This window comes from Leisingera sp. SA215, assembly GCF_055902035.1.
In genome coordinates this window covers 187412-209612 of record NZ_JBVVXU010000007.1, presented here as the reverse complement: position 1 = coordinate 209612, position 22201 = coordinate 187412, and the positions used below count along the sequence as shown (strand labels likewise).

22 protein-coding genes are annotated in these 22201 nt (G+C 60.1%); 10 read left to right on the top strand and 12 right to left on the bottom strand.

Annotated elements, in window-relative coordinates; genetic code table 11:
• Positions 1-88: 88 nt before the first annotated feature.
• The 4 genes from AC0KW6_RS10185 to AC0KW6_RS10170 are packed head-to-tail and all read right to left on the bottom strand — an operon-like array spanning position 89 to position 4073.
• Entirely contained in the window at positions 89-1576 is a 1488-nt protein-coding gene (locus AC0KW6_RS10185; protein WP_474034848.1) for a phospholipase D-like domain-containing protein, read from the bottom strand.
• A complete protein-coding gene (locus tag AC0KW6_RS10180) occupies positions 1554-3326 on the bottom strand; it encodes a sensor histidine kinase (protein ID WP_474034847.1) in 1773 nt (590 codons plus the stop codon). Before AC0KW6_RS10180 ends, AC0KW6_RS10185 begins: the two co-directional genes overlap by 23 nt.
• Positions 3323-3880, bottom strand: coding sequence for an RNA polymerase sigma factor (locus AC0KW6_RS10175; protein ID WP_323777152.1), 558 nt, complete (start codon positions 3878-3880; stop codon positions 3323-3325). Before AC0KW6_RS10175 ends, AC0KW6_RS10180 begins: the two co-directional genes overlap by 4 nt.
• Positions 3873-4073, bottom strand: coding sequence for a NepR family anti-sigma factor (locus tag AC0KW6_RS10170; RefSeq protein ID WP_474034846.1), 201 nt, complete (start codon positions 4071-4073; stop codon positions 3873-3875). The genes AC0KW6_RS10175 and AC0KW6_RS10170 overlap by 8 nt, the downstream gene beginning before the upstream one ends.
• A 92-nt stretch (positions 4074-4165) precedes the next feature.
• Here AC0KW6_RS10170 and AC0KW6_RS10165 point away from each other — a divergent pair, with 92 nt between their 5' ends.
• The gene (locus AC0KW6_RS10165; protein WP_474034845.1) at positions 4166-4981 is read left to right on the top strand and encodes a response regulator; all 816 of its coding nucleotides are present in this window, start codon (positions 4166-4168) and stop codon (positions 4979-4981) included.
• Positions 4982-5068: 87 nt separating this feature from the next.
• Here AC0KW6_RS10165 and AC0KW6_RS10160 read toward each other — a convergent pair whose 3' ends face one another.
• Positions 5069-5239, bottom strand: coding sequence for a DUF1328 domain-containing protein (locus AC0KW6_RS10160; protein WP_323777199.1), 171 nt, complete (start codon positions 5237-5239; stop codon positions 5069-5071).
• A gap of 264 nt (positions 5240-5503) precedes the next feature.
• Between AC0KW6_RS10160 and AC0KW6_RS10155 the strand changes: the two genes are divergently transcribed.
• From AC0KW6_RS10155 to AC0KW6_RS10145, 3 genes are all read left to right on the top strand, one after another.
• The gene (locus tag AC0KW6_RS10155) at positions 5504-5689 is read left to right on the top strand and encodes a hypothetical protein (protein WP_323777158.1); all 186 of its coding nucleotides are present in this window, start codon (positions 5504-5506) and stop codon (positions 5687-5689) included.
• A 319-nt stretch (positions 5690-6008) separates the two neighbouring features.
• Entirely contained in the window at positions 6009-8198 is a 2190-nt protein-coding gene (locus tag AC0KW6_RS10150; RefSeq protein ID WP_323777160.1) for a dehydrogenase E1 component subunit alpha/beta, read from the top strand.
• A complete protein-coding gene (locus tag AC0KW6_RS10145) occupies positions 8195-9229 on the top strand; it encodes an ACP S-malonyltransferase (protein ID WP_323777161.1) in 1035 nt (344 codons plus the stop codon). The genes AC0KW6_RS10150 and AC0KW6_RS10145 overlap by 4 nt, the downstream gene beginning before the upstream one ends.
• Positions 9230-9447: 218 nt before the next feature.
• Here AC0KW6_RS10145 and AC0KW6_RS10140 read toward each other — a convergent pair whose 3' ends face one another.
• The 3 genes from AC0KW6_RS10140 to AC0KW6_RS10130 all read right to left on the bottom strand — a co-directional run bounded on the left by AC0KW6_RS10140 (position 9448) and on the right by AC0KW6_RS10130 (position 12131).
• Positions 9448-11022 carry a DUF427 domain-containing protein gene (locus AC0KW6_RS10140; RefSeq protein WP_323777163.1) on the bottom strand — a complete coding sequence of 525 codons (1575 nt, stop codon included), beginning with the start codon at positions 11020-11022 and terminating at the stop codon, positions 9448-9450.
• Between the two features lie 142 nt (positions 11023-11164).
• Positions 11165-11866 carry a winged helix-turn-helix domain-containing protein gene (locus tag AC0KW6_RS10135; protein WP_474034844.1) on the bottom strand — a complete coding sequence of 234 codons (702 nt, stop codon included), beginning with the start codon at positions 11864-11866 and terminating at the stop codon, positions 11165-11167.
• Positions 11838-12131: a hypothetical protein gene (locus AC0KW6_RS10130; RefSeq protein ID WP_323777167.1), complete on the bottom strand. Its 294-nt coding sequence runs from the start codon at positions 12129-12131 to the stop codon at positions 11838-11840. The genes AC0KW6_RS10135 and AC0KW6_RS10130 overlap by 29 nt, the downstream gene beginning before the upstream one ends.
• Before the next feature lie 169 nt (positions 12132-12300).
• On the opposite strand from AC0KW6_RS10130, the gene AC0KW6_RS10125 reads away from it, so the two are divergent.
• From AC0KW6_RS10125 to AC0KW6_RS10110, 4 genes are all read left to right on the top strand, one after another.
• Positions 12301-12816 (top strand): hypothetical protein, encoded by a 516-nt coding sequence (locus AC0KW6_RS10125; protein WP_474034843.1) that lies wholly within the window; start codon positions 12301-12303, stop codon positions 12814-12816.
• A gap of 94 nt (positions 12817-12910) precedes the next feature.
• Positions 12911-13528 carry a ribonuclease HII gene (locus AC0KW6_RS10120; RefSeq protein WP_474034842.1) on the top strand — a complete coding sequence of 206 codons (618 nt, stop codon included), beginning with the start codon at positions 12911-12913 and terminating at the stop codon, positions 13526-13528.
• A 107-nt stretch (positions 13529-13635) separates the two neighbouring features.
• Positions 13636-14739 carry a DNA methyltransferase gene (locus tag AC0KW6_RS10115; RefSeq protein ID WP_474034841.1) on the top strand — a complete coding sequence of 368 codons (1104 nt, stop codon included), beginning with the start codon at positions 13636-13638 and terminating at the stop codon, positions 14737-14739.
• A gap of 186 nt (positions 14740-14925) precedes the next feature.
• Positions 14926-16314, top strand: a complete 1389-nt coding sequence (locus AC0KW6_RS10110) for an adenylate/guanylate cyclase domain-containing protein (RefSeq protein WP_474034840.1) — start codon at positions 14926-14928, stop codon at positions 16312-16314.
• Between the two features lie 2 nt (positions 16315-16316).
• Here AC0KW6_RS10110 and AC0KW6_RS10105 read toward each other — a convergent pair whose 3' ends face one another.
• Together AC0KW6_RS10105 and mutY are read right to left on the bottom strand one after the other, a co-directional pair.
• Positions 16317-17450 carry an alkane 1-monooxygenase gene (locus AC0KW6_RS10105; RefSeq protein WP_474034839.1) on the bottom strand — a complete coding sequence of 378 codons (1134 nt, stop codon included), beginning with the start codon at positions 17448-17450 and terminating at the stop codon, positions 16317-16319.
• 85 nt (positions 17451-17535) lie between these two features.
• Entirely contained in the window at positions 17536-18600 is a 1065-nt protein-coding gene (gene mutY / locus AC0KW6_RS10100; RefSeq protein ID WP_323777178.1) for an A/G-specific adenine glycosylase, read from the bottom strand.
• A gap of 84 nt (positions 18601-18684) precedes the next feature.
• Between mutY and AC0KW6_RS10095 the strand changes: the two genes are divergently transcribed.
• Complete coding sequence (locus AC0KW6_RS10095) at positions 18685-19212, top strand: DUF721 domain-containing protein (protein ID WP_323777179.1); 528 nt, start codon at positions 18685-18687, stop codon at positions 19210-19212.
• A complete protein-coding gene (locus AC0KW6_RS10090) occupies positions 19209-19880 on the top strand; it encodes a DsbA family protein (protein ID WP_323777181.1) in 672 nt (223 codons plus the stop codon). Before AC0KW6_RS10095 ends, AC0KW6_RS10090 begins: the two co-directional genes overlap by 4 nt.
• A 109-nt stretch (positions 19881-19989) precedes the next feature.
• On the opposite strand, the gene lpxK is transcribed toward AC0KW6_RS10090, so the two are convergent.
• The gene (gene lpxK, locus AC0KW6_RS10085; protein ID WP_323777183.1) at positions 19990-20991 is read right to left on the bottom strand and encodes a tetraacyldisaccharide 4'-kinase; all 1002 of its coding nucleotides are present in this window, start codon (positions 20989-20991) and stop codon (positions 19990-19992) included.
• The gene (locus tag AC0KW6_RS10080) at positions 20978-22171 is read right to left on the bottom strand and encodes a 3-deoxy-D-manno-octulosonic acid transferase (RefSeq protein ID WP_323777185.1); all 1194 of its coding nucleotides are present in this window, start codon (positions 22169-22171) and stop codon (positions 20978-20980) included. Before AC0KW6_RS10080 ends, lpxK begins: the two co-directional genes overlap by 14 nt.
• Positions 22172-22201: the final 30 nt, after the last annotated feature.

Below are 22201 nucleotides of genomic sequence, written 5' to 3'. Positions count from 1 at the left end.
CAGTTTCACATAGGCCCGGCGTTTTAACAGCGCCGGGCTTTTTGCGCAGACTGCGCTGACACGCCAGGCAAAGCGCGCTGCCGACGGCTCAGACGATGTCTTCGGTCGCGCCAGGCAAAGGCTGCTGAAGCTCTGCCATCCTGTCCGGGTCATGCGGTACCAGAAGCCCGCGGCGCGCTTCCGGGCGGCGGATCTTGTTACGGCGGATCTCCTGCTGCCACCAGGCGGCTGCACAGACCGGGTCCAGTGCTTCGGCCGGAAGGTCTTCCTGCCACCAATGCCGCGCCAGCGCATGCCACAGCTGCCCGATCCTGTCTTGCTGCTTGATCCGCAGGGCGGCCTCAGTATCCCATCGCATCGAGCGCCCGTTCAGATTGGCCGAGCCCACCATGGCAAAATTTTGGTCGGCAAGCAGAACCTTGCTGTGCAGATAGATCATCGGAGATCCCGCCAGAACAGAGGGCGATACACGAGCTGCCATGCGCCGCTGCACCGGGCTGGCAATACAGGCGCGGCCCCCGAAGGCAGCGCTTACCTCCTGCAGCGCTTCAGCCTGCAATGCCATGCCGTAGCGCGCATCCAGTCCGCAGTTTTCATCAAAGGCGACCTCTTCAGGCAGGGCCGGAAGGATCAGGATCAGTGATAAATCCGGGTTGCTCCGGGCGGCATCGGCCAGCCCGCGGGCTATGGGGCTGGAACGAAAGTACTGGGTTTCCAAGTAAATCAGGTGCCTTGCCTGTCCAAAGGCTTCAAGGTGGTCTTCTTCGATTTCCTTCAGGACAGTGCGCGGCGACAATGCCCAAAAACCACCGCGGCGCGGTACAGACAGGGTGCGGCGGATATGCTTGCCTTGGGGCGGCCGCCTGCGCAGTGCGGTTTCGTCCTGGAACCGCTCCAGATGGCTTGCAGCCTCCTCGGCTTCGGGCCCGCGCAGCATCAATTGGACATCAGCCCAGGTCTCATGCGCTGGCTGGTCATGGGCCTGGGTGTCAAAGCGGCGCCGGTTCAGATCCAGGCCGCCGATATATAGAACCTCGCGGTCGATCACCGCAATTTTTTGATGTTGCGAAACCGGACAGAGCTGCGGCAGCCGTTGACGGCTGGCCGCGGCGGGCCGCAATCGCTTGGGCAGTTTGCGCAGCTTGCGCAAAACAAAGGGTGAAAAGGCAAGCCGCGGCAATAGCCCCGCCCGTGCTGGATGCAACGCGGCGGAGACTGACAACAGCGCAACCTGTTCCGGGCCGAGCTGTGCCGCGATCTCTTGCGCCTGCTCAAGGGTCTTTTGTGCGGCGGCATGCAGGGGCGCTGCCATGACCGGATCAAAGTCGCTTACAACCAGCCGGACCCGCACCCCGCGACGCAGCGCATCGGTAATCAGATCGGCCCAGGTTCCGCCGGTTTTCTGCGCCTCGGGACTCAGCAGGAGGGTGGCGAAATCGAACAGACGGAAGCTGGCAATGATCTCGCGACGGGCATCCAGGACCGCGCGTTCAAAGGCAGGCCAGGCTTGCTCGGCTGTGATCAGCACTGCGAATTCCCCGCAGCGGTTTTCTTCAGGCGGCAGGCTCTGTTGCATCTTGTTTCTGTTCCTGCGAGTCGGCTTCTGGAGGTGCGGCCCCGGCAACGGCGGGGAAGCCAAGCCGGTACGTATACGTGTCTTCTGTTTCCTGAGTGACGCCTTTGCCGCCGAGCTGCGTCGCAAAAGCCGTCATCAGCCGTGCTCCGATTCCAGATCCGCCGACGTCCTCCTCCGGATCCAGCAGGGGCTGCCCTTTGGTGTTGGTCAATTCCAGCTCCAGCCAGTTCTTGGCTGTTTCGCGCAGGCTGACTTTGATTTCCGGCCGCCCCCCTTCAGGCACACCGATATATTTCACCGCATTGGTCATCGCCTCTGATACCAGCATTGACAGGGTTACTCCCTGATCCTGGCTGAGCGGCACCTGAGCAAGATCCGTTTCGATCACCACATCCTGTCCGCTACCGGCGTTCATCGAGCCGATCTCCGCGATCAGCTCGTCGATCAGTTCGCGGCTGTCCACTGTGGAAACGTCTGGATTGGTGTTCAGGCTGCGGTGGATGGTGGCCAGACCGCGCACCCGCCGCTGCAGCTGTGACAGCATACGCCGGGCTTCGGGAGTCTGCGCGTTCCGTCCCTGCATGTTCATGATGGACGCCACAAGCTGGAGGTTGTTTTTCACCCGGTGATGAACTTCGCGCAGCAGCATAGTCTTTTCATCAAGGTCAAGCTCGCGCCGTCTCTCTGCTTCGCTGAGGATTGCCACCATGCGGTTAAAGGACAACCGGGCCTCATCGAACTCGCGCGGGGGGCTTTTCAGATTGAGGTTCGGGTTATCCCGCTCTCCCAGCGCATACCGCCGCATGGCCCGGCGCAATGCGTTCAAGTGGCGGATCACCATCTGCTGCAAACCGAGAACAGCAACGGAAATCCCGGCAAGCCACATCAGCACCGGAAATGCCAGCGTCATCCATGAGGTCGGGCTTGCACTCACCGACATGGCTTTTTCCACCGGCCAACTGCCGACGACGGCAACCTGGCCAGGGAGAATTTCACTGACCGCAAAGAAACGCTCCTGTCCGGACCGCGCATCTTCAAAAAATGTGCCGCCGGCGCGGAGCAGCAGTTCGCGGCGAGGTACTGAAACCGGAAGTGACTGTGTGGCCTGCTCCTGCGGTACGCTGGCGGAGAGAATCTCCCCTTGCGCGTCCAGGGTGACAAACCGGATGCCCTGCTCGGCCCATTTTGTGCCCGCCAGTGACTTGGTCAATTGGTGGGGGACCGCGATGGAGACATAACCAAGCAGGATGCCGTCGCGCTGCACCGGGCTGGTTGCCACCAGTTGAGGCCCGTCTTTGCCCAATATGCCCTGGCCGGCTGCAAATGAAAGGCGGGAGGCTTGCTGGGCCTTTAGAAACAGCCACTTTTCGGAGACATCCCCGATACTACCGTCCGAGGTGCATTCCATCTTGCCGACGGGCGTGATGAAGGCTGCAAAAATGAATGGATTTTGCCCCCGCGTAAAGGCTTTCATGAGGTCTGCACAACGTCCGCCACTGGCGAATACCGGCAGGATCGCGGCGGCCAGCCCTTCGGTGGCGCCGCCGGCCCGCTGCAACAGTTCCCGCTCCCTGGCAGCGGCCTGTTGTGTATGGGCCAGCAATGATGCATGCGACAGCCGGTTGGCTTCCGCAACTACAGCGTTGGTTTGATACAGAGCGATCAGGCCCAGCGGTAGCAGCGCAAATGTCATCAGCGCAGCCAGACGTACCAGCAAGCTGCCGGCTTGCAGCTGCGGAACTTTGATCATGCGGCGCTTTGCTGAGCAACGATCCCAGCCGTGACCGTATCAGTCAGTTCCATTTTGCTGTTGTCATCCAGTTCCATCAGCTCAGCCAGTCGGGCACGGGCGCGGTTCACCCGGCTCTTGATGGTGCCGGTTTTCACGCCGCACATCTCCGCTGCCTCATCGTAGGAGAATCCGCCCGCGCCAACCAGCACCAGGGCTTCACGCTGCTCGTCATTCAATTGCGCAAAGGCCGAGTTGAAATCGCGCATGTGCAGACGCCCGTCGTGATCGGGTTTTTGTGCCAGGGTGCCGGACAGCGCGCCATCCGAATCCTCCACCTCGCGCTTGCGCTTGCGGCGCAAGGAGTAATAGGTATTGCGCAAAATTGTGAACAGCCAGGCCCGCATGTTCGATCCAGGATTGAACTTGTCGATATTGGTCCAGGCCTTGACCAGCGTATCCTGAACCAGATCATCGGCAGTGGCGCCGTTGCGGGCAAGGCTGAGGGCAAAGGCGCGCAGGGCGCCCAGGTGATTGACCAGGTCTTCTCTTGGATCTCGCGCGGTGTCAGCCATCGGAGCGGTTCTCCTCCGGCTGGTCCGGGACGCGGGTTTTATCCGCCTCCTTTTCCTTCAGCCGCTTCAGCAGATCGGTAAAACGGTCGGGCACAGGCTCGCTCGCGATCTGATCGAAGGCCCGCTTTAGATTTTCGTCTATTTCGCGGTCGGCCTGTTCATTGCGCGGCCGGGCGCGTCGTCGCTGTGTCATGCAATCCATCGGTTTTTTGCGCAGTTTCTGGAACCAAACGCATTTGAGCGCGTATAGTTCCATATGTATTGCAAAAAAGGGGACGACGCAAAATGACCGCTCAATCGGGAGACTTGATCGCCAGCCAGATTGGCGCAACCCTGCCCTACCTGCGCCGCTACGCCCGGGCACTGACTGGCAGCCAGAGCAGCGGCGACAAATTTGCGCTGGCTTCGCTGGAAGCCATCCTGTCCGGCGAAAGTGACTATGACAGCGGGCTTTCCCCCAAAGTCGCACTTTTCCGCGTATTTCATGCGATCTGGTCCTCTTCGGGCGCACCTGCCGGAGAAGATGAAGACGGAACCAGCCTGGCGGCGAAGGCACAGAAGCACTTGCGGCGGCTTACGCCGAACACCCGTGAAGCGCTTTTGCTGCACACAATTGAAGAGTTCAGTGCAGCGGATACCGGCACCATCATGGGGATAAGCCAAAGCGAAGCCTCCGAGTTGATCTCGATCGCTTACGAGGAAATGTCGCGCGCCACCGCAGGCCGGATCATGATCATCGAGGACGAAGCGATCATCTCAATGGATCTCGAGGCTATCGTGTCTGGAATGGGCCACAGTGTGACTGGCATTGCCCGAACCGAATCCCGCGCTCTGGAGCTGGCAGCCGAGGCTCAGGCCGATCTGATTCTGTCGGACATTCAGCTGGCAGATAACTCCAGCGGCATCGACGCCGTCAACAATATCCTGGCCAATCACGGTGATCGCCCGGTAATCTTCATCACGGCCTACCCCGAGCGCCTGTTAACCGGCGAAGGGCCGGAACCGGCCTTCCTTATCTCAAAGCCATATACCGAAGATCAGGTTCGTTCAGCAGTGAGCCAAGCGATGTTCTTTTCCTCGACCGAAACGCTGAAAGTCTAACCAGTGTCCGCAAGGATATGGAATGCAATATCCGGGCCAGGCTCCGGACTGGGCCGGAAGCCGCGCTGATTTCAGGAATCGCAAGGGTTAGCGGGAGGCACCGCGAAGAACGCGCACTATCACTGCTAGAGCAAACAAGCCGAGGAAAATAATGAACAGGATCTTCGCTATCCCAGCGGAGGCCGAAGCGATGCCGCCATATCCGAAAATGCCGGCAATTATGGCAACGGCCAAGAAAAAGAGGGCCCAGTATTGCATACCGTGTCCTTTCGATTGCGAGTTGCTGCTAGGAAAACCCCTAAGACCGCCGAAAGTTCCTGGTAGCGGTTTGAGACATCTGAGGCCGCCGGTTGTTGTCTTGGGCGCGCCAGTGCGAATTCGCTGATCAAGCAGCGGAACCGGAGCCTTCATTACCATGCCCACCGATTTTGGCCACCAGGGGCGGACACAAGGGGGAAGCTCAGTCAGGGCAGGACACGTGCCTATCCTATCATTTGCGATATAATCCCGGACTTCGATCTAATGGCCGAAATCAGCGTGCAAGCGTGGTATGCTGGCGCGCTGATGTTGATCACGCCATACTGGTGGGTTGCTGTGGCTTTTATCCAGGAGGGATCCGATCAGGCTACCAGGTTTATAGTCGATCAGGCAGTTCAAGACCGCGGTGGACAGCTTGTCCTGATGGGCGATGCTGCCGAAGAATACTGACATTGGCACGAGTGCCGCCAGGAGCGGCTGCCTGCTCTGAAACATAGATGTAGTACCGAGAATGACTAAGGTACGCGGCTAGTCTCAACCTGATAGTCCCTTGCTAGAATAATAATAAGTTATCGATAAACTTCATAAACTTTTATTCTATCAATCCCGACGGTCTCATTGGCATCGAAATGGCTTAAGCTGATGTGAGGAAACGGACTGATTTGGCGGCGTATCATTCCAATTTGGAATGATACAAGTAGGCAATCTCATTGGCCTTGGGGACGCGCTCGCGGATAAATGCACCCAGAGTTTACGCCAAGGAGGCCGCATGGACCGCGCCCAGATCGTGCATAAGAATTTCCTGGACCGGGTAAATGCCGCGGACTTCCCTGCAGGTGCGGCGCCTTCGGGGCCGCTTGCCGCGTCAGAAGCCGTCGGCATCTTCCATGCACAGGTGCTGAGCCGGGCGCTGGACCTGACCAGCCGGGCAATGCAAAAAGCGGGAGAGGGGTTCTATACAATCGGTTCCTCGGGGCATGAGGGGATGGCAGCGGCGGCGCGGGCGCTGCGTCCGACCGACATGGCATTCCTGCACTACCGTGATGCGGCGTTCCAGATTGCCCGGGCGGAACAGGTTCCGGGGCAGCGGATTGCCTGGGATATGCTGCTATCCTTTGCCTGTTCCAGCGAAGACCCGACCTCAGGCGGACGGCACAAGGTTTTGGGTTCCAGGGCGCTGATGATTCCGCCGCAGACTTCTACCATTGCCTCGCATCTGCCAAAGGCGGTTGGCGCGGCTTATTCCATCGGCGCGGCCAAACGGCACCAGCCGGAGCATCAGGTGATGCCGGAAGACGCCATTGTCATGTGCTCGTTCGGAGACGCTTCGGCCAACCATTCGACCGCGCAGGGAGCTATCAACACCGCGGGCTGGACCTCGGTGCAGTCGACGCCGCTGCCGTTGCTGTTTGTTTGCGAGGACAACGGTATCGGCATTTCTGTGAAAACGCCGAATGGGTGGATCGAAGCCTCAATGGCGCAGCGGCCGGGCATCAAGTATTTCAAGGCTGACGGGCTGGATATCTATAACGCCTTTGCGGTGGCGCGAGAGGCAGCGGAGTATGTGCGGACCCGCAAGAAGCCGGCATTCCTGCATTTGCGTACTGTAAGGCTGTACGGCCATGCCGGGGCGGATGTCCCGACCACCTATCTCAGCAAGGCCGAGGTTGAGGCGGATGAAGCCAATGATCCTCTGCTGCATTCGGTGCGGCTGCTGAATGAAGCCGGGGCGCTGTCTCCCATGGAGGCGCTGAAGGTCTACACGGATACTTGCGCGCGGGTGGAGCGGATCCGGGCCGAGGCGGCAACACGGCCGCATCTGAAAACGGCAGAAGATGTGGCTGTCAGTCTGGTCCCCCCAAAGCGGGACTGCTCGCCCACCAATGGCCCGCGCTTAGAGGAGCGGGCGGCGGCGTTCGGCAGTGACATGCGGGCGATGGAGGAGCCGCAGCCGATGTCGCGGCTGATCAACTGGGCGTTGACCGATTTGATGCTGGAACATGGCGAGATCGTTATGATGGGGGAGGATGTAGGCCGCAAGGGCGGCGTCTATGGTGTCTCTCAGAAATTGCAGCAGCGGTTCGGACCGGACCGGGTGATCGACACGCTGCTGGATGAGCAGTCGATCCTGGGGCTGGCAATTGGTATGGGCCACAATGGGTTTGTGCCTATCCCGGAGATCCAATTCCTGGCCTATCTGCACAATGCCGAGGACCAGTTGCGCGGCGAGGCAGCGACGCTGCCGTTTTTCTCCAACGGGCAGTTTACCAACCCGATGGTTCTGAGGATTGCGGGCCTCGGCTACCAGAAAGGCTTTGGCGGGCACTTCCACAATGACAACTCGCTGGCGGTGCTGCGGGATATTCCCGGAATTGTGATTGCCTGCCCGTCAGACGGGGCCGAGGCTGCAATGATGATGCGTGAGGCGGTGCGGCTGGCGCGTGAGGAGCAGCGGGTGGTGGTCTTTGTCGAGCCGATCGCACTGTATCCGATGCGGGATCTGTATGCGGCGAAGGATGGCGGCTGGATGCGGATCTACCCTTCACCGGACCGGCGGATCGCTTTGGGCGAAGCGGGTGTGCATGGGGAAGGCACCGATCTGGCCATCGTGACCTATGGCAATGGACGGTATCTCTCGACCCAGGCGCAGGCGGAGCTGGCGGTCCGGGGTGTGAACGCGCGGATTGTGGATTTGCGCTGGTTGGCACCCTTGCCCGAGGCGGCGCTGCTGGACGCGGTGAAAGGCTGCAGGCATGTGCTGATTGTCGACGAATGCCGGATCACCGGCAGCCAGTCGGAGGCGCTGATGGCGCTGTTTGCGGAACAAGGCGATGCTCCAACGGCGCGGGTTACAGCCAGAGATTGCTTTATTGCAACGGGGCCTGCCTATGGCGCGACGCTGCCGTCGAAGGACAGTATTGTCGAGGCCGCGTTGAAGCTGGCAGGAGCAAAGTCATGACCCGGACGGCCGTTCTTATCTGCCCGGGGCGGGGCACCTATAACAAGGCGGAACTGGGCTATTTGCACCGTCATCACGCGGACAAGGCTGCTCTGCTTGCCGGTTTTGACGCGCAGCGCCTTGCTGCCGGGCAGGAAGAGCTCACAGCGCTGGATGGTGCCACGCGGTTCTCGGTGTCGAAGTACTCACGCGGTGATATTGCGTCGCCATTGATTTATGCCTCAACGCTGGCGGACGCGCAGTCGCTGGCCAAGGACATAGAAATTGTCGCGGTTACCGGCAATTCCATGGGCTGGTACACCGCGCTGGCGGCGGCCGGGGCGCTCAGCGCGGCGGATGGGTTCAAGGTGGTGAACACCATGGGCACGCTGATGCAGCAGCAGCTGATCGGCGGCCAGCTGGTCTATCCCTTTTCCGGTCCAGATTGGCAGGATAACCCGCGCCGCAGGACGGAGCTGCTGACCTTGGCGGCGGAGCTCAATGCACGCGATGGCCATGACTTGGCGCTGTCGATTGATTTGGGCGGAATGCTGGTGCTGGCCGGAAACGAGGCCGGATTGACAGCCTTCGAGGCCGCGGTGCCGGTGCTGGACGACCGCTTTCCCATGCGGCTGGCCAACCACGCCGCATTCCATACTGCCATGCAAGCGCCGGTGGCGGCTGAGGGGCGCAGCCGGCTGAGTGCCGAGATGTTCACGCAGCCGGATGTGCCGCTGATCGACGGCCGCGGGCAGATTTGGTGGCCGGGTGCCACGGACAATCAGGCGCTGTGGGATTACACGCTGGGGCCTCAGGTGGTGGAGACCTATGACTTCACCCGTGCGGTGCAGAATGCAGCTTGTGAGTTTGCGCCGGACCTGTTCATCGTGACCGGCCCCGGAACCACCCTAGGCGGCGCCGTGGCCCAATCCCTGGCGCAAATTAATTGGAAAGGGGTGGCCGGAAAGGCGGACTTTAAAGTGCGGCAGGCGGAGGCTCCGCTGCTGATCTCAATGGGGGATGACGTACAGCGGTCATCGGCGACCGGCTGATCCAGCAGCCTCCCGCGCCTGTTGCCTGCATCATAGATGCAGGCAAATCAGCCTTGGGCATGGCACTGCCCTGCGGGCAGTGCTGTGTAGGCATTCAGGGGCAGGTTTTCCCCGAAAGCCTGTGTGCATCGAGAATCTGCATCCCGGCCTCTAGGATAAACCTCGCAAAGCGCGGCGGCTGGCGCTGCTCTCGATCCGGGGATGAACCCGTGGCAAGGTTACTCGGCTGCGGCTTGCGGTTCGGTTTTGACCCGGATAGCAAAACAGGTCACCGGCTGGGACACGTTGTGCAGGGTGACCGCACCCAGCGAAACACCTTGCGACGGATCGCTCAAGATGTCGCGGCTGACGACGACCGGATAATTGACTGTCTTGCCGTAGTCGCCCAGCCGGGCGGCGATATTGGCGGCCTGGCCGATCACCGTGAAATCCAGCCGCTCGCGGGAGCCGACGTTGCCGTAGGTCACGCGCCCATAGGCGATGCCGATGGCGGCTTCGCAGTGGTGGCCGTTCTCCTCTTTGGCGATTTCTTCCAGCCGGGCCACGATGGTGCGGGCGCTGTTCAGGGCCTGGGTGCGGGCCTTTTCAGGATCGCTGCCAGCCGGGAAAACCGCTAGCACAGCGTCGCCGATGAATTTCAGCACTTCGCCGCCGTGATCATGCACGATGGTCGAAGCGGTTTCGAAAAACTGATTCAGGAGCGCGATATAATCCTGGCGGCCCAGCTGCTCTTCCAGCCGGGTAGAGCCGCGCAGATCGCAGAACATAATGGCGGCGTCGATTTCGTCTCCGTCGCCGCGCCGGATTTCGCCACCCAGCACCCGGGCACCGGTACGCTTGCCGACATAGGTTTCCAGCAGCGACTGTGCGTTTTCGCGCTGCATGAAGATTTCATAGTAACGGGCGATCACATCCGAGCATTCGAAGATCAGCCCGAGATTGGCGGTGGAGAAACCGTTCGGGTGGTCGCTGGTGAGGGTTAGTACATTGATGCGCCCGTCGGAAAACCGCAGCGGCATCGCGACATAATCAGTGGCGCCTTCTTTGCGCAGGTCCTCAAGAATGGGGAATGCATCCGTGGACCGGCAGCAGCCGAGCCGGTGCCGCACACCGCCCAAGCCATTGGAGACGTGGCGCAACGGGCTGTTCTGATAGGCTGGGTGGTCGTGGATTTCGTAAGATGGAGCGTAGGTGGTGACCTGGCCGGTATTCTTCTGCCAAATGTAATTCTTGCCTGCGATCATCGGGTGCAGCGACCATGCCATGACGGATAGGCGGGACAAGCAGATGCCTTGCTCCACGAATTTTTCTGCGAGGGCGGCTGTAAGGTCATCGGGGGTCGGAATCAGGGCGGCGTCCCGCAGCAGCCAGTCGATCACCGGGCCGGATATATTGCCGTAGTCCGGCATCTCGACGCTGTTGCTGCCCAGGTCGAATTCGGCTTCAGCGCCAGGCATAAATCCGATATAGCCTGAGATGGCTGCTGCCTCCGGCATCGCCTCCTCATAAGACCAGACACCGTTCTCTACGCCGCTGCCAGTCAACATCAAGTCGCGGTAGCTGGCAGTGCCCTTAAAGGGGCAGAAGGTCTGCAGGGGGGTTTTGGGCGATAGCGGAGTCGCCACATCTTCCAAGGGAAAATAGATCGCCGGGGGAAGCCGGGTTTCATACATCACCTTTGCGCGGGAGCTTTGCGCCAGAAGGCTGCCATTGCGCCGGGCGGTGACCAAGCCTTGAAGCGGCTCGATAACAATGCCGTAGCCTCGCTGCGGTGCGTGTACCTGTGCATCCATCCCTGAGGTCCTTGTCATTTGCTCCGGAGATGCGCTGAAAATCAGGACCGGCCGGAGTGGGCCGCTTCTGGACTATCTGGGGTTCGGGGACAGAAATTCCAGAGCCGAACACATGATGTTGAGCACAGCGGAGCCATACTGTTCAGACCATACGGATCACGTCTCTGCTGATGGCCAGAACATAGCCGCGCTTAGCAATGTTCTTGACCAGCAGTTCGCTCACCATCTGATTGCCGAGAGTGTCCCGCAGGCGTTTGATCCGGGTGGCGCCGGCGGCTTCCTCGCAGTCGGCGGAGGTGCGGCCTGAAATCACCGCTTCGATCTCGGCGCCTGATAGAACGTCATCGTCGAGCCGGGCCTCTGCCAGAACCGCCAAAGTTTCCATCGCAGCAGGCGTCAGTTTGAACCCCATGTTGTTCAGGTAGACAGTGTTCTCATCACGGCTGATCAGAAGTTCGTTCACCTGGATGCCGGAGCGTTCGATCTGCGCCATGCGGCGGTTGAGCATCACCAGCATGCCAAGCACCGTCAGTGCGGCCACCATCATTGCAGTGGCGAACAGCAGCAAGACAAAGATCACCATCCGGTAACTGGTCAGGGTGTCGGCAAAGGCGGTGCCGGACTGGGCCAGGATTTCCAGCAGTCTGATCTCGGCCTGGGCTGTCAGGTCATTTTCGACAAACAGCTGCTCAACCCGTGCGTTAAAGGCATTGGCATCAGGCAGCGTCAGAAAGAGAACAGTGCCGGCAATGACTAAAAGCGCAACAATGGCGGCTATGCCGAATGCGATTACCCTGCTGCCAGCCGCGCGAGCCTCAGAAACGGAGATAATAGGATCCGGCATTGGCCTTCCTTTGCTGCAGGCCTTCGGGGCCGAAAACGGACAGGACATTCAAAAGCTTCCAGCCGCCGGGTGCAATACGGGCCTGGATCTCGTCCCGCGCGGCCTGTTTCTTGCAGGCGCCGGAGAGCTGGATCACACCGTAGTGCAGGCGCAGCGGGTTGTCCTGCTTGGCTTTGTAATCGGCATAGCAATCAGCCGCTTGGGCTGGCAGGGACAGCGCCAGAAGGGCAGCTGCAAGTGCGGGGATCAGGAGGTACTGTTTCATACGGGCATCCTGCGGCGGCGGGCCTTGAAATTCAATAACCGCAAAGGGTTGAGACCGCTGATATTCGATAACAAGCGGCCGATATTGCCTGTCTGAAGGGGTTGGGGACAGGTTGGAGACATCCAAGCGCACAGGCTGCGCATCCGGCAATCAATAGAAAGGTCCCGACATGGCCCAGACAAAAGGTTCCCAGCCGCACCGCAAATTCATCGCATTGATTGTGGCAGCCTCAATCGCCATTACCGGCTTCTCGGCAGCGCCTGCCCGCGCAGACGAGGATGTCGCCAAGTTCATTGCAGGCATGGCCCTGCTTGGGATCCTTGGCGCTGCAATCAATGATGCGAGGAAAGACGACGACCACGCAGTGACCCGGACCTACAATCCCCCGCGCGGCCACGGGCATGGCGGTCACAGGCACAATTCGCACAAACGCTATGGCGGGCATGTGAAGCCGCTGCCGCCGCGGCTGCACCGCTATGACTTGCCAGCGCAGTGTGTCCGGTACTTCCCGCGCTACAGCCGCAACTATCCGCTGGTCGGCAAAGGCTGTCTCGACCGTAATTACGGGTACACACAGAAACTGCCGCGGGCCTGCAAGGTGACCTTCTGGAACGGCAACCGCAACCACACCGGTTACAAACCCCGCTGTCTGAACCAGCATGGGTACCGGATGGTCAACCGCTAACGACACTCCGCTATCGGGCAGCATTAACTCGGGGGCTTTGGCCCCCTTTTTTTGGCGGGTTGAAATTCGTGCCTGAATTGGTTTTCTCATTGGTATGACAAAACCTGACTACAGCCTGGAAGATGCCGCTCTTGCCCAAGGGTTTCTGAGAATAGCCGGAGTGGACGAGGTGGGACGCGGACCGCTGGCCGGGCCGGTCACCGCCGCAGCGGTGGTGCTGGACATCTCAGCGATTCCCGAGGGACTCAATGATTCCAAAAAACTCAGTTTGCGAAAACGCCAAGCGCTGGAAGGAAAAATTCTGACTGCTGCTCAGGTGACCGTTGCGCATGCATCGGTTGAGGAGATTGATTCTTTGAACATTTTACGTGCCTCGCATCTGGCGATGGAGCGCGCGGTGTCCGCACTTGATCCGGCGCCTGATTATCTGCTGATTGACGGCAACTTGATCCCAAAAGGATTGAGCCTGCCTGCAGAGGCAGTGGTCAAGGGGGATGCCAAATCGGTCTCCATTGCGGCGGCGTCAATCATCGCCAAACAGGTGCGTGACAGGGTCATGGTGGATTTGGCGCAACAGTTTCCGGGATATGGCTGGGAGAAAAATGCAGGCTATCCCTCGAAACAGCACCGTGAAGCGCTAGTTGATCTAGGTGTGACCCCACATCATCGGCGATCATTCAAACCCGTACACAACATCTTGTATCAAGAGTGAACCGTAGGGTGTTGTTCTAATAAACAAATTGACCTCGAATCCGCGATGACTCATCCTGTGGACAACCTAATGAGCGCAAAAATGCGCCGCGGTTATGAGGCAGAGCAATGAATAAAACCATGACAAAGGGCGCGGCAGCGCTCCCTTTAAACACGATTATGGGCGGGGACTGCATCGAGGCGATGAACAGTCTTCCGGCCAATTCGGTCGATCTGATCTTTGCGGATCCGCCGTATAACCTGCAGCTGAAAGGCCAGCTGCACCGTCCCGACAATTCCAAAGTCGATGCCGTGGATGACCACTGGGACCAGTTTTCCAGTTTTGCGGTCTATGACCAGTTCACCCGCGAGTGGCTGAAGGCGGCGCGCCGGGTGCTGAAGCCGAACGGTTCGATCTGGGTGATCGGCTCTTATCACAATATCTTCCGTGTCGGATCTGCGCTGCAGGACGCAGGCTATTGGGTGCTGAACGATGTTGTTTGGCGCAAATCGAACCCGATGCCGAACTTCCGTGGCAAGCGGTTCACCAATGCGCATGAAACAATGATCTGGGCCTCCAAGTCCGAGGGTGCGAAATACACCTTCAACTACGAAGCCCTGAAATCGCTGAATGAAGGCATTCAGATGCGCAGTGACTGGGTGCTGCCGATTTGCACCGGGCATGAGCGGCTGAAGGACGAGAACGGCGACAAGGCGCATCCGACGCAAAAGCCGGAATCGCTGCTGCACCGGATTCTGGTCGGCTCGACCAATCCGGGCGATGTTGTGCTGGATCCGTTTTTCGGGACCGGGACCACCGGTGCTGTTGCCAAGATGCTGGGACGCGAATTCATCGGCATCGAGCGCGAGGAAGCTTACCGTAAGGTGGCGGAGAAGCGGATCAAGGCCGTCCGTAAGTTCGACCGCGAAGCACTGGAAGTGTCCGCCAGCAAACGCGCGGCACCGCGGGTTCCCTTCGGTCAGCTGGTTGAACGCGGCATGCTGCGCCCGGGCGAGGAGCTGTATTCGATGAACCGCCGCCACAAGGCCAAGGTGCGTGCCGATGGCACTTTGATTGGCGACAACATCAAAGGTTCGATTCATCAGGTGGGCGCGCATCTGGAAAATGCGCCGTCCTGCAACGGCTGGACCTACTGGTGCTTCAAGCGCGAGGGCAAGACAGTGCCGATCGACGTGCTGCGCCAGCAGATCCGGGCTGAGATGCAGAACTAAGGCTAAGGGCTTTTCTGAACGTGAAACCTATTGCAGGTGCCTGTGCTTGTTGCACGGGTGCACACCTTGCCCCGCCTGCTTCAGGCGGGGTTTTTTGCTATTGCGGCCTGATGCGCTATTCCCTGCTTGAGGCGCAGCACTTATCTGGAGCTCGATAGCCGCGGCACCTAGCGGAAAGGGAAAACAATGACCGATACCGCGTTCGTACCCGGGCACCATGCGCCCCAGGCGGCAGCAAGCAAAAACCAGCAGATTTCTGACGCGGAAAACAGGTTTGCAGAGGCCGCGCTGGATGCGCACAAACGGCGGGGGCTGCAGCTGGCGGTAAGAGCCCGGTGGATTGCATTGCCCCTGATCGCGGTTTTCATAGTCTTCTTGAACCCGCATTGGAACGTTCTCTACTATCACGGCCTTCTGGCGTTGTTGTGCCTCAACGGCTGGTTCATTAGCCGCACTGGCAAAGTCGGCCGGTCACGCCTGGAACTATTCCTTATATTTCTTGATCTTGTGATCATGACCTTTGCGCTGGTCGTGCCCAACCCGTTTGATACCCGCGAAATACCGGCGGCGATGCTGTACCGATTCGAGAACTTCCAGTATTTCTTCATCATCCTTGCGGCTGGCACGATGGCTTATTCCTGGCGCACAGTAATTGCGATCGGCACATGGACGGCGGCAATGTGGCTCAGCGCGCTGGCGCTGGCTTGGTGGTTTGCCACTCCGGTTCCCGGCCTTTCGGAAGCTGTGGCCGGAGTGCTTGAATTGGACCCAGAGCTGGCGGAATTTTTTGACCCTAATAGTTTTGTGATTCAGTTGCGGGTGCAGGAGGCCGTGGTCTTTGTGCTGGTGGCGGTAACGCTGGGATTTTCGGTGCGCCGGTTCAACGCGCTGCTGAGGAGCAACGCCAGCCTGGAGCGGGAACGGGCCAATCTGTCGCGTTATTTCTCGCCTAATGTGGTGGAGCAGCTGTCAAAGAACGACGAGCCGCTGAAGCAAGTGCGCAGCGAAAATGTGGCGGTGCTGTTCATCGATATTGTTGGCTTTACCAAGTTGTCTTCAGGGATGGACCCGCGACTGGTGATTGACCTCCTGCGGGACTTCCACGGCCGGATGGAGCGGGAGGTGTTCCGTCATCACGGCACGCTGGACAAATACCTGGGCGACGGGCTGATGGCGACTTTTGGAACGCCGGTTGCTGGCCGGCAAGATGCCACCAATGCGCTGGCCTGTGCCCATTCGATGCGCGTCTCTCTGATGGCATGGAACAAGGAACGCGCCCGCGAGGGCAAACTGGAGATCCGCGCCGGGATCGGCGTTCATTGCGGCGAAGCGCTGCTGGGCGACATTGGCTCCAACCGGCTGGAGTTCGCGGTGCTGGGTATGACGGTGAACATCGCCGCCCGGCTGGAGAACCTGACCCGCAAGCTGCAGGCCGGGATTGTGATCAGCGAAACGCTGGCGGCGCAAGTGAGGACGGAGCAGGCAGGTCTGGATCTGCTGGCCGGCAACGCCCGGCACCCGGATCAAGAAGTGCGCGGACTGGATCAGCCGATGACGGTTCTGGCCTGGACGTAAGGCTATCGCGGCATCGGATTCTGCGCTTTGTTGTAAGCATGCCAATCAGTGATCTCGGGGTAATACGTCTGCCGCCAGCGCCGCACCCGCGGGTTCATCACCCGGCGCCACAAGGGCGGGATCATCGCAGCGACAGTCATCACCGGGTAGCCATAAGGCAGCTGCGGCGCGTCAGCTTCAGTATAGTTCTGCAGCAGCGGAAAGCGGCGGTTTGGTTTGTAATGATGGTCCGAATGGCGCTGCAGGTTGATCAGAAGCCAGTTCGATGCCTTATGCGCAGCATTCCAGGAATGACGCGGCTGCACGGGTTCGTATTTTCCATCACCAAGATGCTTGCGGGTCAGACCGTAATGCTCGACATAGTTGACCACCTCCAGCTGCCAGATTGCGACGCCGGCCTGCACCAAGAACAGCAAGACGCCGGTCAGCCCGCCCAGCATCAGCGCCAGCAACAGCATGGCTGCCTGCAGCGCCCAATACCGGAAGAACGGATTCGAGCGGTCGGTCCAGGGGCGGTTCTTCTTCCCCAGCTTCTCCCGTTCGGCGCGGAATGCGGAATGCCAGCACTGCCGCAAAACACGCGGGTAAAACCGGTGGAACCCCTCGTTATAGCGGGCAGTCACCGGATCGCGCGGGGTGCCGACATAGCGATGATGCACCAGCAGGTGTTCGGACCGGAAATGGGAGTACATCACCATCGCCAGCAGAATGTCGCCGAGCCAGCGCTCAACCCGGCTGGACTGATGCATCAGCTCATGGCTGTAATTGATGCCAACAGCTCCTGTAACCACGCCAACGCCAAAGAAGGCTGCGAATTTTTCGAAGGCACTGAGGTGCTCCGCGCTGCTGACATACCAGATCAGCCAGAACAGCGTGACGAATTGCAGCGGCACCCAAGCAGCGGTCAGTGCCTTGTACCATTTCAACTCGCTGTCCGGCGTTTCCGGGTCGGCGTTTTCCAGGTTCAACCCGAATGCCCCGTCCAGCACTGCAAACAGATGCCAGGTTACCAGCGGCGGCAGGATAAGTGCCCAGCCGCCTTGAAGTGCAGCAATCCAAACCAGCGGCAGCAGCAAAAAAGACATCCAGAACGGCAGGGCGCTTTGCCATCGGGAAAGGGTTTCGGGGGCGATCATGCCTGTGTCTTCCAATTCAATCAGAGCGCGTTTTCACCGACACTATGCCCTAACATCTGAAAACCCAAGCGCGTCGCCGGGTTCCTCAGCGGCCTTGATAAAGCTCGAAGGCCTTGCGCATTACCGTAGGCAGGCTGGAAGGGCGGAAGTCGCGGCGTGATATCAGTTCCTGTGCTGCGTTCTGATTGAAACCTGCTGGCAGTTCGGCCGTCATCACCCGCAGCATCAGGTGGAAATGAGTAAAGGTGTGGCGCACTTCACCATCCTGCTCCTGCCAATCCGCTTCAAAGGGCGGGTTCGGACACGGGGCGTCACTCCACTCCGAACCGGGCCAGCCAAGCATGCCGCCCAGCAGCCCCTTGTCTGGCCGCCGTTCCAGCAGCCATGTGCCGTCGGCAGATTTCGCCAGGTAAACGATGCCGCTCCGGGTGGGTTTTGGTTTTTTCGGCGTCTTCTTCGGCAGCTCAGCCGCAGTGCCCGCAGACTGCGCAGCACAGTGTTCGCGCCAAGGACAGATGCCGCAGGCAGGGTTGCGGGGTGTGCAGATGGTGGCGCCAAGGTCCATCACCGCCTGGGCGTAGTCACCGGGGCGCTGGGACGGGGTCAGTTCTGCCGCGTGCGCTTTCAGCACCGGTTTCACACCTGGAAGCGGCTCGTGAATGTCATGCAGCCGGGCCATCACCCGCTCCACATTGCCATCCAGAACGGTCTCTGGTCGGCTAAACGCAATCGAGGCGATGGCGGCGGCCGTGTAGGGGCCGATACCAGGCAGCTTTAACAGGTCATCGTAATTGTCCGGGAACGCTCCACCGAAACCGTCTGCGACCGATCGGGCGCACTTCAGCAGGTTGCGGGCGCGGGCATAATAGCCAAGGCCGGCCCATTCGGCCATGACTTCGGCGTCAGCCGCCGCGGCAAGATCGGACACAGTCGGCCAACGGCTGGTAAAGCGGAGAAAATAGTCCCGCACTGCGGCCACCGTAGTCTGCTGCAGCATCACTTCGCTGAGCCAAACCTTGTATGGATCGGGGCGGATGCCTGCCGTACGTTCGGCGGGGCCCACCCGCCAGGGCATCCCGCGGGCATGGACGTCATACCAAGCAAGCAGGTCTCCGCTCATCGCGGCGGAATTGCTGTTCAAGTCACGCATTCGTTATTCCCTGGCTCGAGGTTTGGCTGGCGCCTGCATTCCGGCTCTTTACAATAGGGCAGGCAGTCGAGCAAAAGCTAGATCATGGCATTCAGGCGCAGCACCACACGCGGGTTCGCACGAACCTCCAAACTCCTTAACGAGCAGATCCGCAAGGCAGGGGAGAGCCGCGGTTTTGCGGTGTCGCGGCTGTTGACCCATTGGGAAGAGATCGCCGGGCCGGATATCGCTGCAATGGCGCGTCCGGTGAACGTGGGCTATGGGCGCGGTTCCTTTGGGGCGACGCTGACGGTGCTGACGACCGGAGCCAATGCTCCAATGCTTGAAATGCAAAAGGAACGCCTGCGTGAGCGGGTGAATGCAGTTTATGGCTTCAACGCCATCTCCAAGGTGCGGATCACGCAAACGGCACCGACAGGATTTTCCGACGGCCGCGTGGAATTCAAGTATGCCCCCAAAGTGCAAGCGCCGGGTCAGCCCGATCCGCAGGATAAAGCGGCTGCCAGCCAAGCGGCGGCCGGTGTAGAAAACGATGATCTGCGCGCCGCCCTGGAGCGTCTGGGGCAGAACGTGCTGACAAAACAGAAAACGCAAGGAAAGGGGTTTAAATGACCCGTCTGATGTCTGGTGTCTTTGCCGCGTTTGCGGTTGTAACAGGTAGTTATGCCCTGTCCGGGTTCAACACTCAGAACAATCTGTCGCAGAGTCCTCTGGTAGGCGCGGCCTTTGCACAGGAAGCCGAAGTCGACACATCCACTGTAGCTGAAATGACTCTGGGGGCGGAGGACGCTCCAGTCACTCTGATCGAATATGCCTCCTACACTTGTCCGCATTGCGCTAACTTCCACAACGAGACTTTTAAGCAAATAAAGGCCGATTACATTGACACCGGCAAGGTGAAGTTCATTTACCGCGAAGTCTATTTTGATCGTTACGGGCTGTGGGCTTCGATGATCGCGCGCTGCAGCGGGCCGGATAAGTTTTTTGGTATCTCCGATCTGATCTACAAGGGTCAGTCCGAATGGGCACGGGCCGGCGGCGCAACCGAGATTATCGATGAGCTGCGCAAGATCGGCCGACTGGCGGGGATCGGGGACGAGCAGTTGGAAGCTTGCCTGCAGGATGGCGAGAAAGCGCAAACCCTCGTGGCCTGGTATCAGGAAAACGCAACCGAGCACGGAATCGAGTCAACGCCGTCGTTCATTCTGAACGGCGAGAAGATTTCTAACCAGTCTTATGAAGATTTTAAGGCGCTGTTGGACGCAGAACTGGAAGGCTGAACTGTTTTCTGCAGAAAAGATTTTAAGCCTGGGTCGTGAGCCCGGGCTTATTTTTAGGCGGAGAATGCCGGGCAGGCGCTCTTCCCGCGGCCTCGGCTGGAGCTAAGGGTCAGGGTGCAGGTGCCGCCTTCTTCAACAGTTCCTTCAACGCATCATCTCCAGCAACCTGCATCCGCACAGGCAAGGTGATGACCTTGGAACGGAAGCTATCCGGCAGGCGGACGGCGTCTTTTTCTGTTGTGACCAGCTGGGCGTTCAGCAGCTTGGATTCGTTTTCCAGCCGGGTCATCAGCGCCGGTGAAAGCGGCTGGTGATCGTCCAGCGCTTCGGCGCGGGCAATGTCGGCGCCAAGGCCGCGCAGAGTGTTGAAAAACTTCTGCGGGTGACCGATGCCTGCAAAGGCAAGAACGCGTGTCCCGTTCCAGGGCATCCCGGTTTGCAAAGGCCGCAGCGCACCAGTGAAATGCGGCAAGCCCTGCAGATGGCTCCCCCAGCCCGCGGCAAAAGTTTCCTGAGCCTCTTGCGGCCCAAGCGAAAGCACGGCGTCAGCCCGCTTCAATCCAATGGCAACCGGCTCGCGCAGCGGGCCGGCCGGCAGGCAGCGGCCATTGCCGAAGCCTTGCTGCGCATCCGCCACGATCAGGGACAGGTCCTTGGCCACCGCGGGGTTCTGAAATCCGTCGTCCAGCACGATGACAGTTGCCCCTGAGTCTGCTGCGGCGCGCGCGCCGGCGGCACGGTTCTTGGCAACCCATACATCGGCAAAGGCTGCCAGAAGAAGCGGTTCATCGCCCGTCTGCGCGGCTTTGTGGCGGTGAGGAAAGACTTGCACCGGCCCTTCCAGCGTGCCGCCATAGCCGCGGGTGACAACATGCGGTTCATGCCCTTGGTTGCGCAACGTTTCCAGCAGCCAGATCACAGTGGGCGTCTTGCCGGTGCCGCCGGCATTCAGATTGCCAACGCAGATCACCGGGACGCCAGCCCGCACTGGGCTGCCTTTGGCTATCCGGAAAGCAGTGGCGCGTGCATAGAGCCAGCCAAGCGGCGCCAGCAAAGCTGACCGGAAGTCAAAATCACCCGGCGGTTTGTGCCAGAATTCAGGTGCCCGCATCGGTCTCCTCGCGCTGGTCCAGAAGGGTCTGGACCATTTCCAATAACATGTCTGCTGTGGCGGCGCTTTCAGTGACGCTTTGCCAGCCGGCCAGTGCCATTTCGGCGGCCTTGTCCGGGGCGGAAAGCGCAACGACTGTATCGGCCAGTTCCGATTGAGACAGCACCGGCTGGGCGGCACCCGCCGCGGCCAGTCTTTCATACAGGTCGCGGTGAGCATGGATACCCGGCCCGTGCAGCAGAGCCGAGCCTAAGGCTGCGGCGTCCAATGGTGACTGGCCCTGCGCCCCAGGGTCCAGGCTGCTGGCGATCAGCGCGGCTGGAGACAGGCGGTACCACAGGCCTAAATCCTCGCTGCCCGCCAACAGCACCTGGGTGAGATCCTCGGGTTCACCGCCGTCTTCCCAATCGGCAAAGGACAGCCCGCTGTCCTGCAGCAGGCGGCGGGCTGCTGCAAGATCTACGCTGTTTTCCAGCGCGACCACAAGCAGCAGCCGGTGCAGCAGCCGTAAGGCGGCGCGATGCGCGTCCAGAATACGGGGAAGTTCGCTGAGCTTGGTATGGGCGGCCAGCCAGACCGGGCGGCTGCCCAGGGTCTGCTGCATTGCGACAAGTTCCTCATCATTGCATCCGGGCGGAATTGCTGACACCCGCAGCTTGCCGGCCAATTGCACCCGCTCGCCAGGAAATCCGATCCGGAGCAACCGGGCATGTACTGCCTTGGAGGGGGTCAGGATGCAGGTTAGCCCGTCCAGCAGCCGCCGCCGCTGGTCCGGCAGCCAGCGGCTGGCGCGGTTGGGCATTTCATCCTCCAGCAGATCCGCCAGCAGCACCCCAATGCCGTTCTCACGTAATTGCCGAAGCAGTACCCGCCGTGCCGGTGGGCCGGTCCAGATGCAAGCGTCGGGTTGCCAATGGTTCAGGAATCCGCGGGCCTCGGCCATGGTGTCTTCAGGCAGCGGGCCAATCGGAATATCGCAGCCAACTGTGCCAGTCAGCCGCAGTCCGGGCTCCCAGCTCGCCAGCACCGACAAGTCCGGGCGCAGGGATTTGAGGCGGCGGCCGATATCGCACAGTGCGTGATACCGTTCAGAAGTGGTTGCGTGCACCCACAACAGCTCTCCTTTGGGGCGGGGCTGCAGAACGGAGGAGGAGTTGGAAGCTGTGGTTCGCCGTTGCATCTGGCTCGATCTGAAATTTCCGGCCCAAGG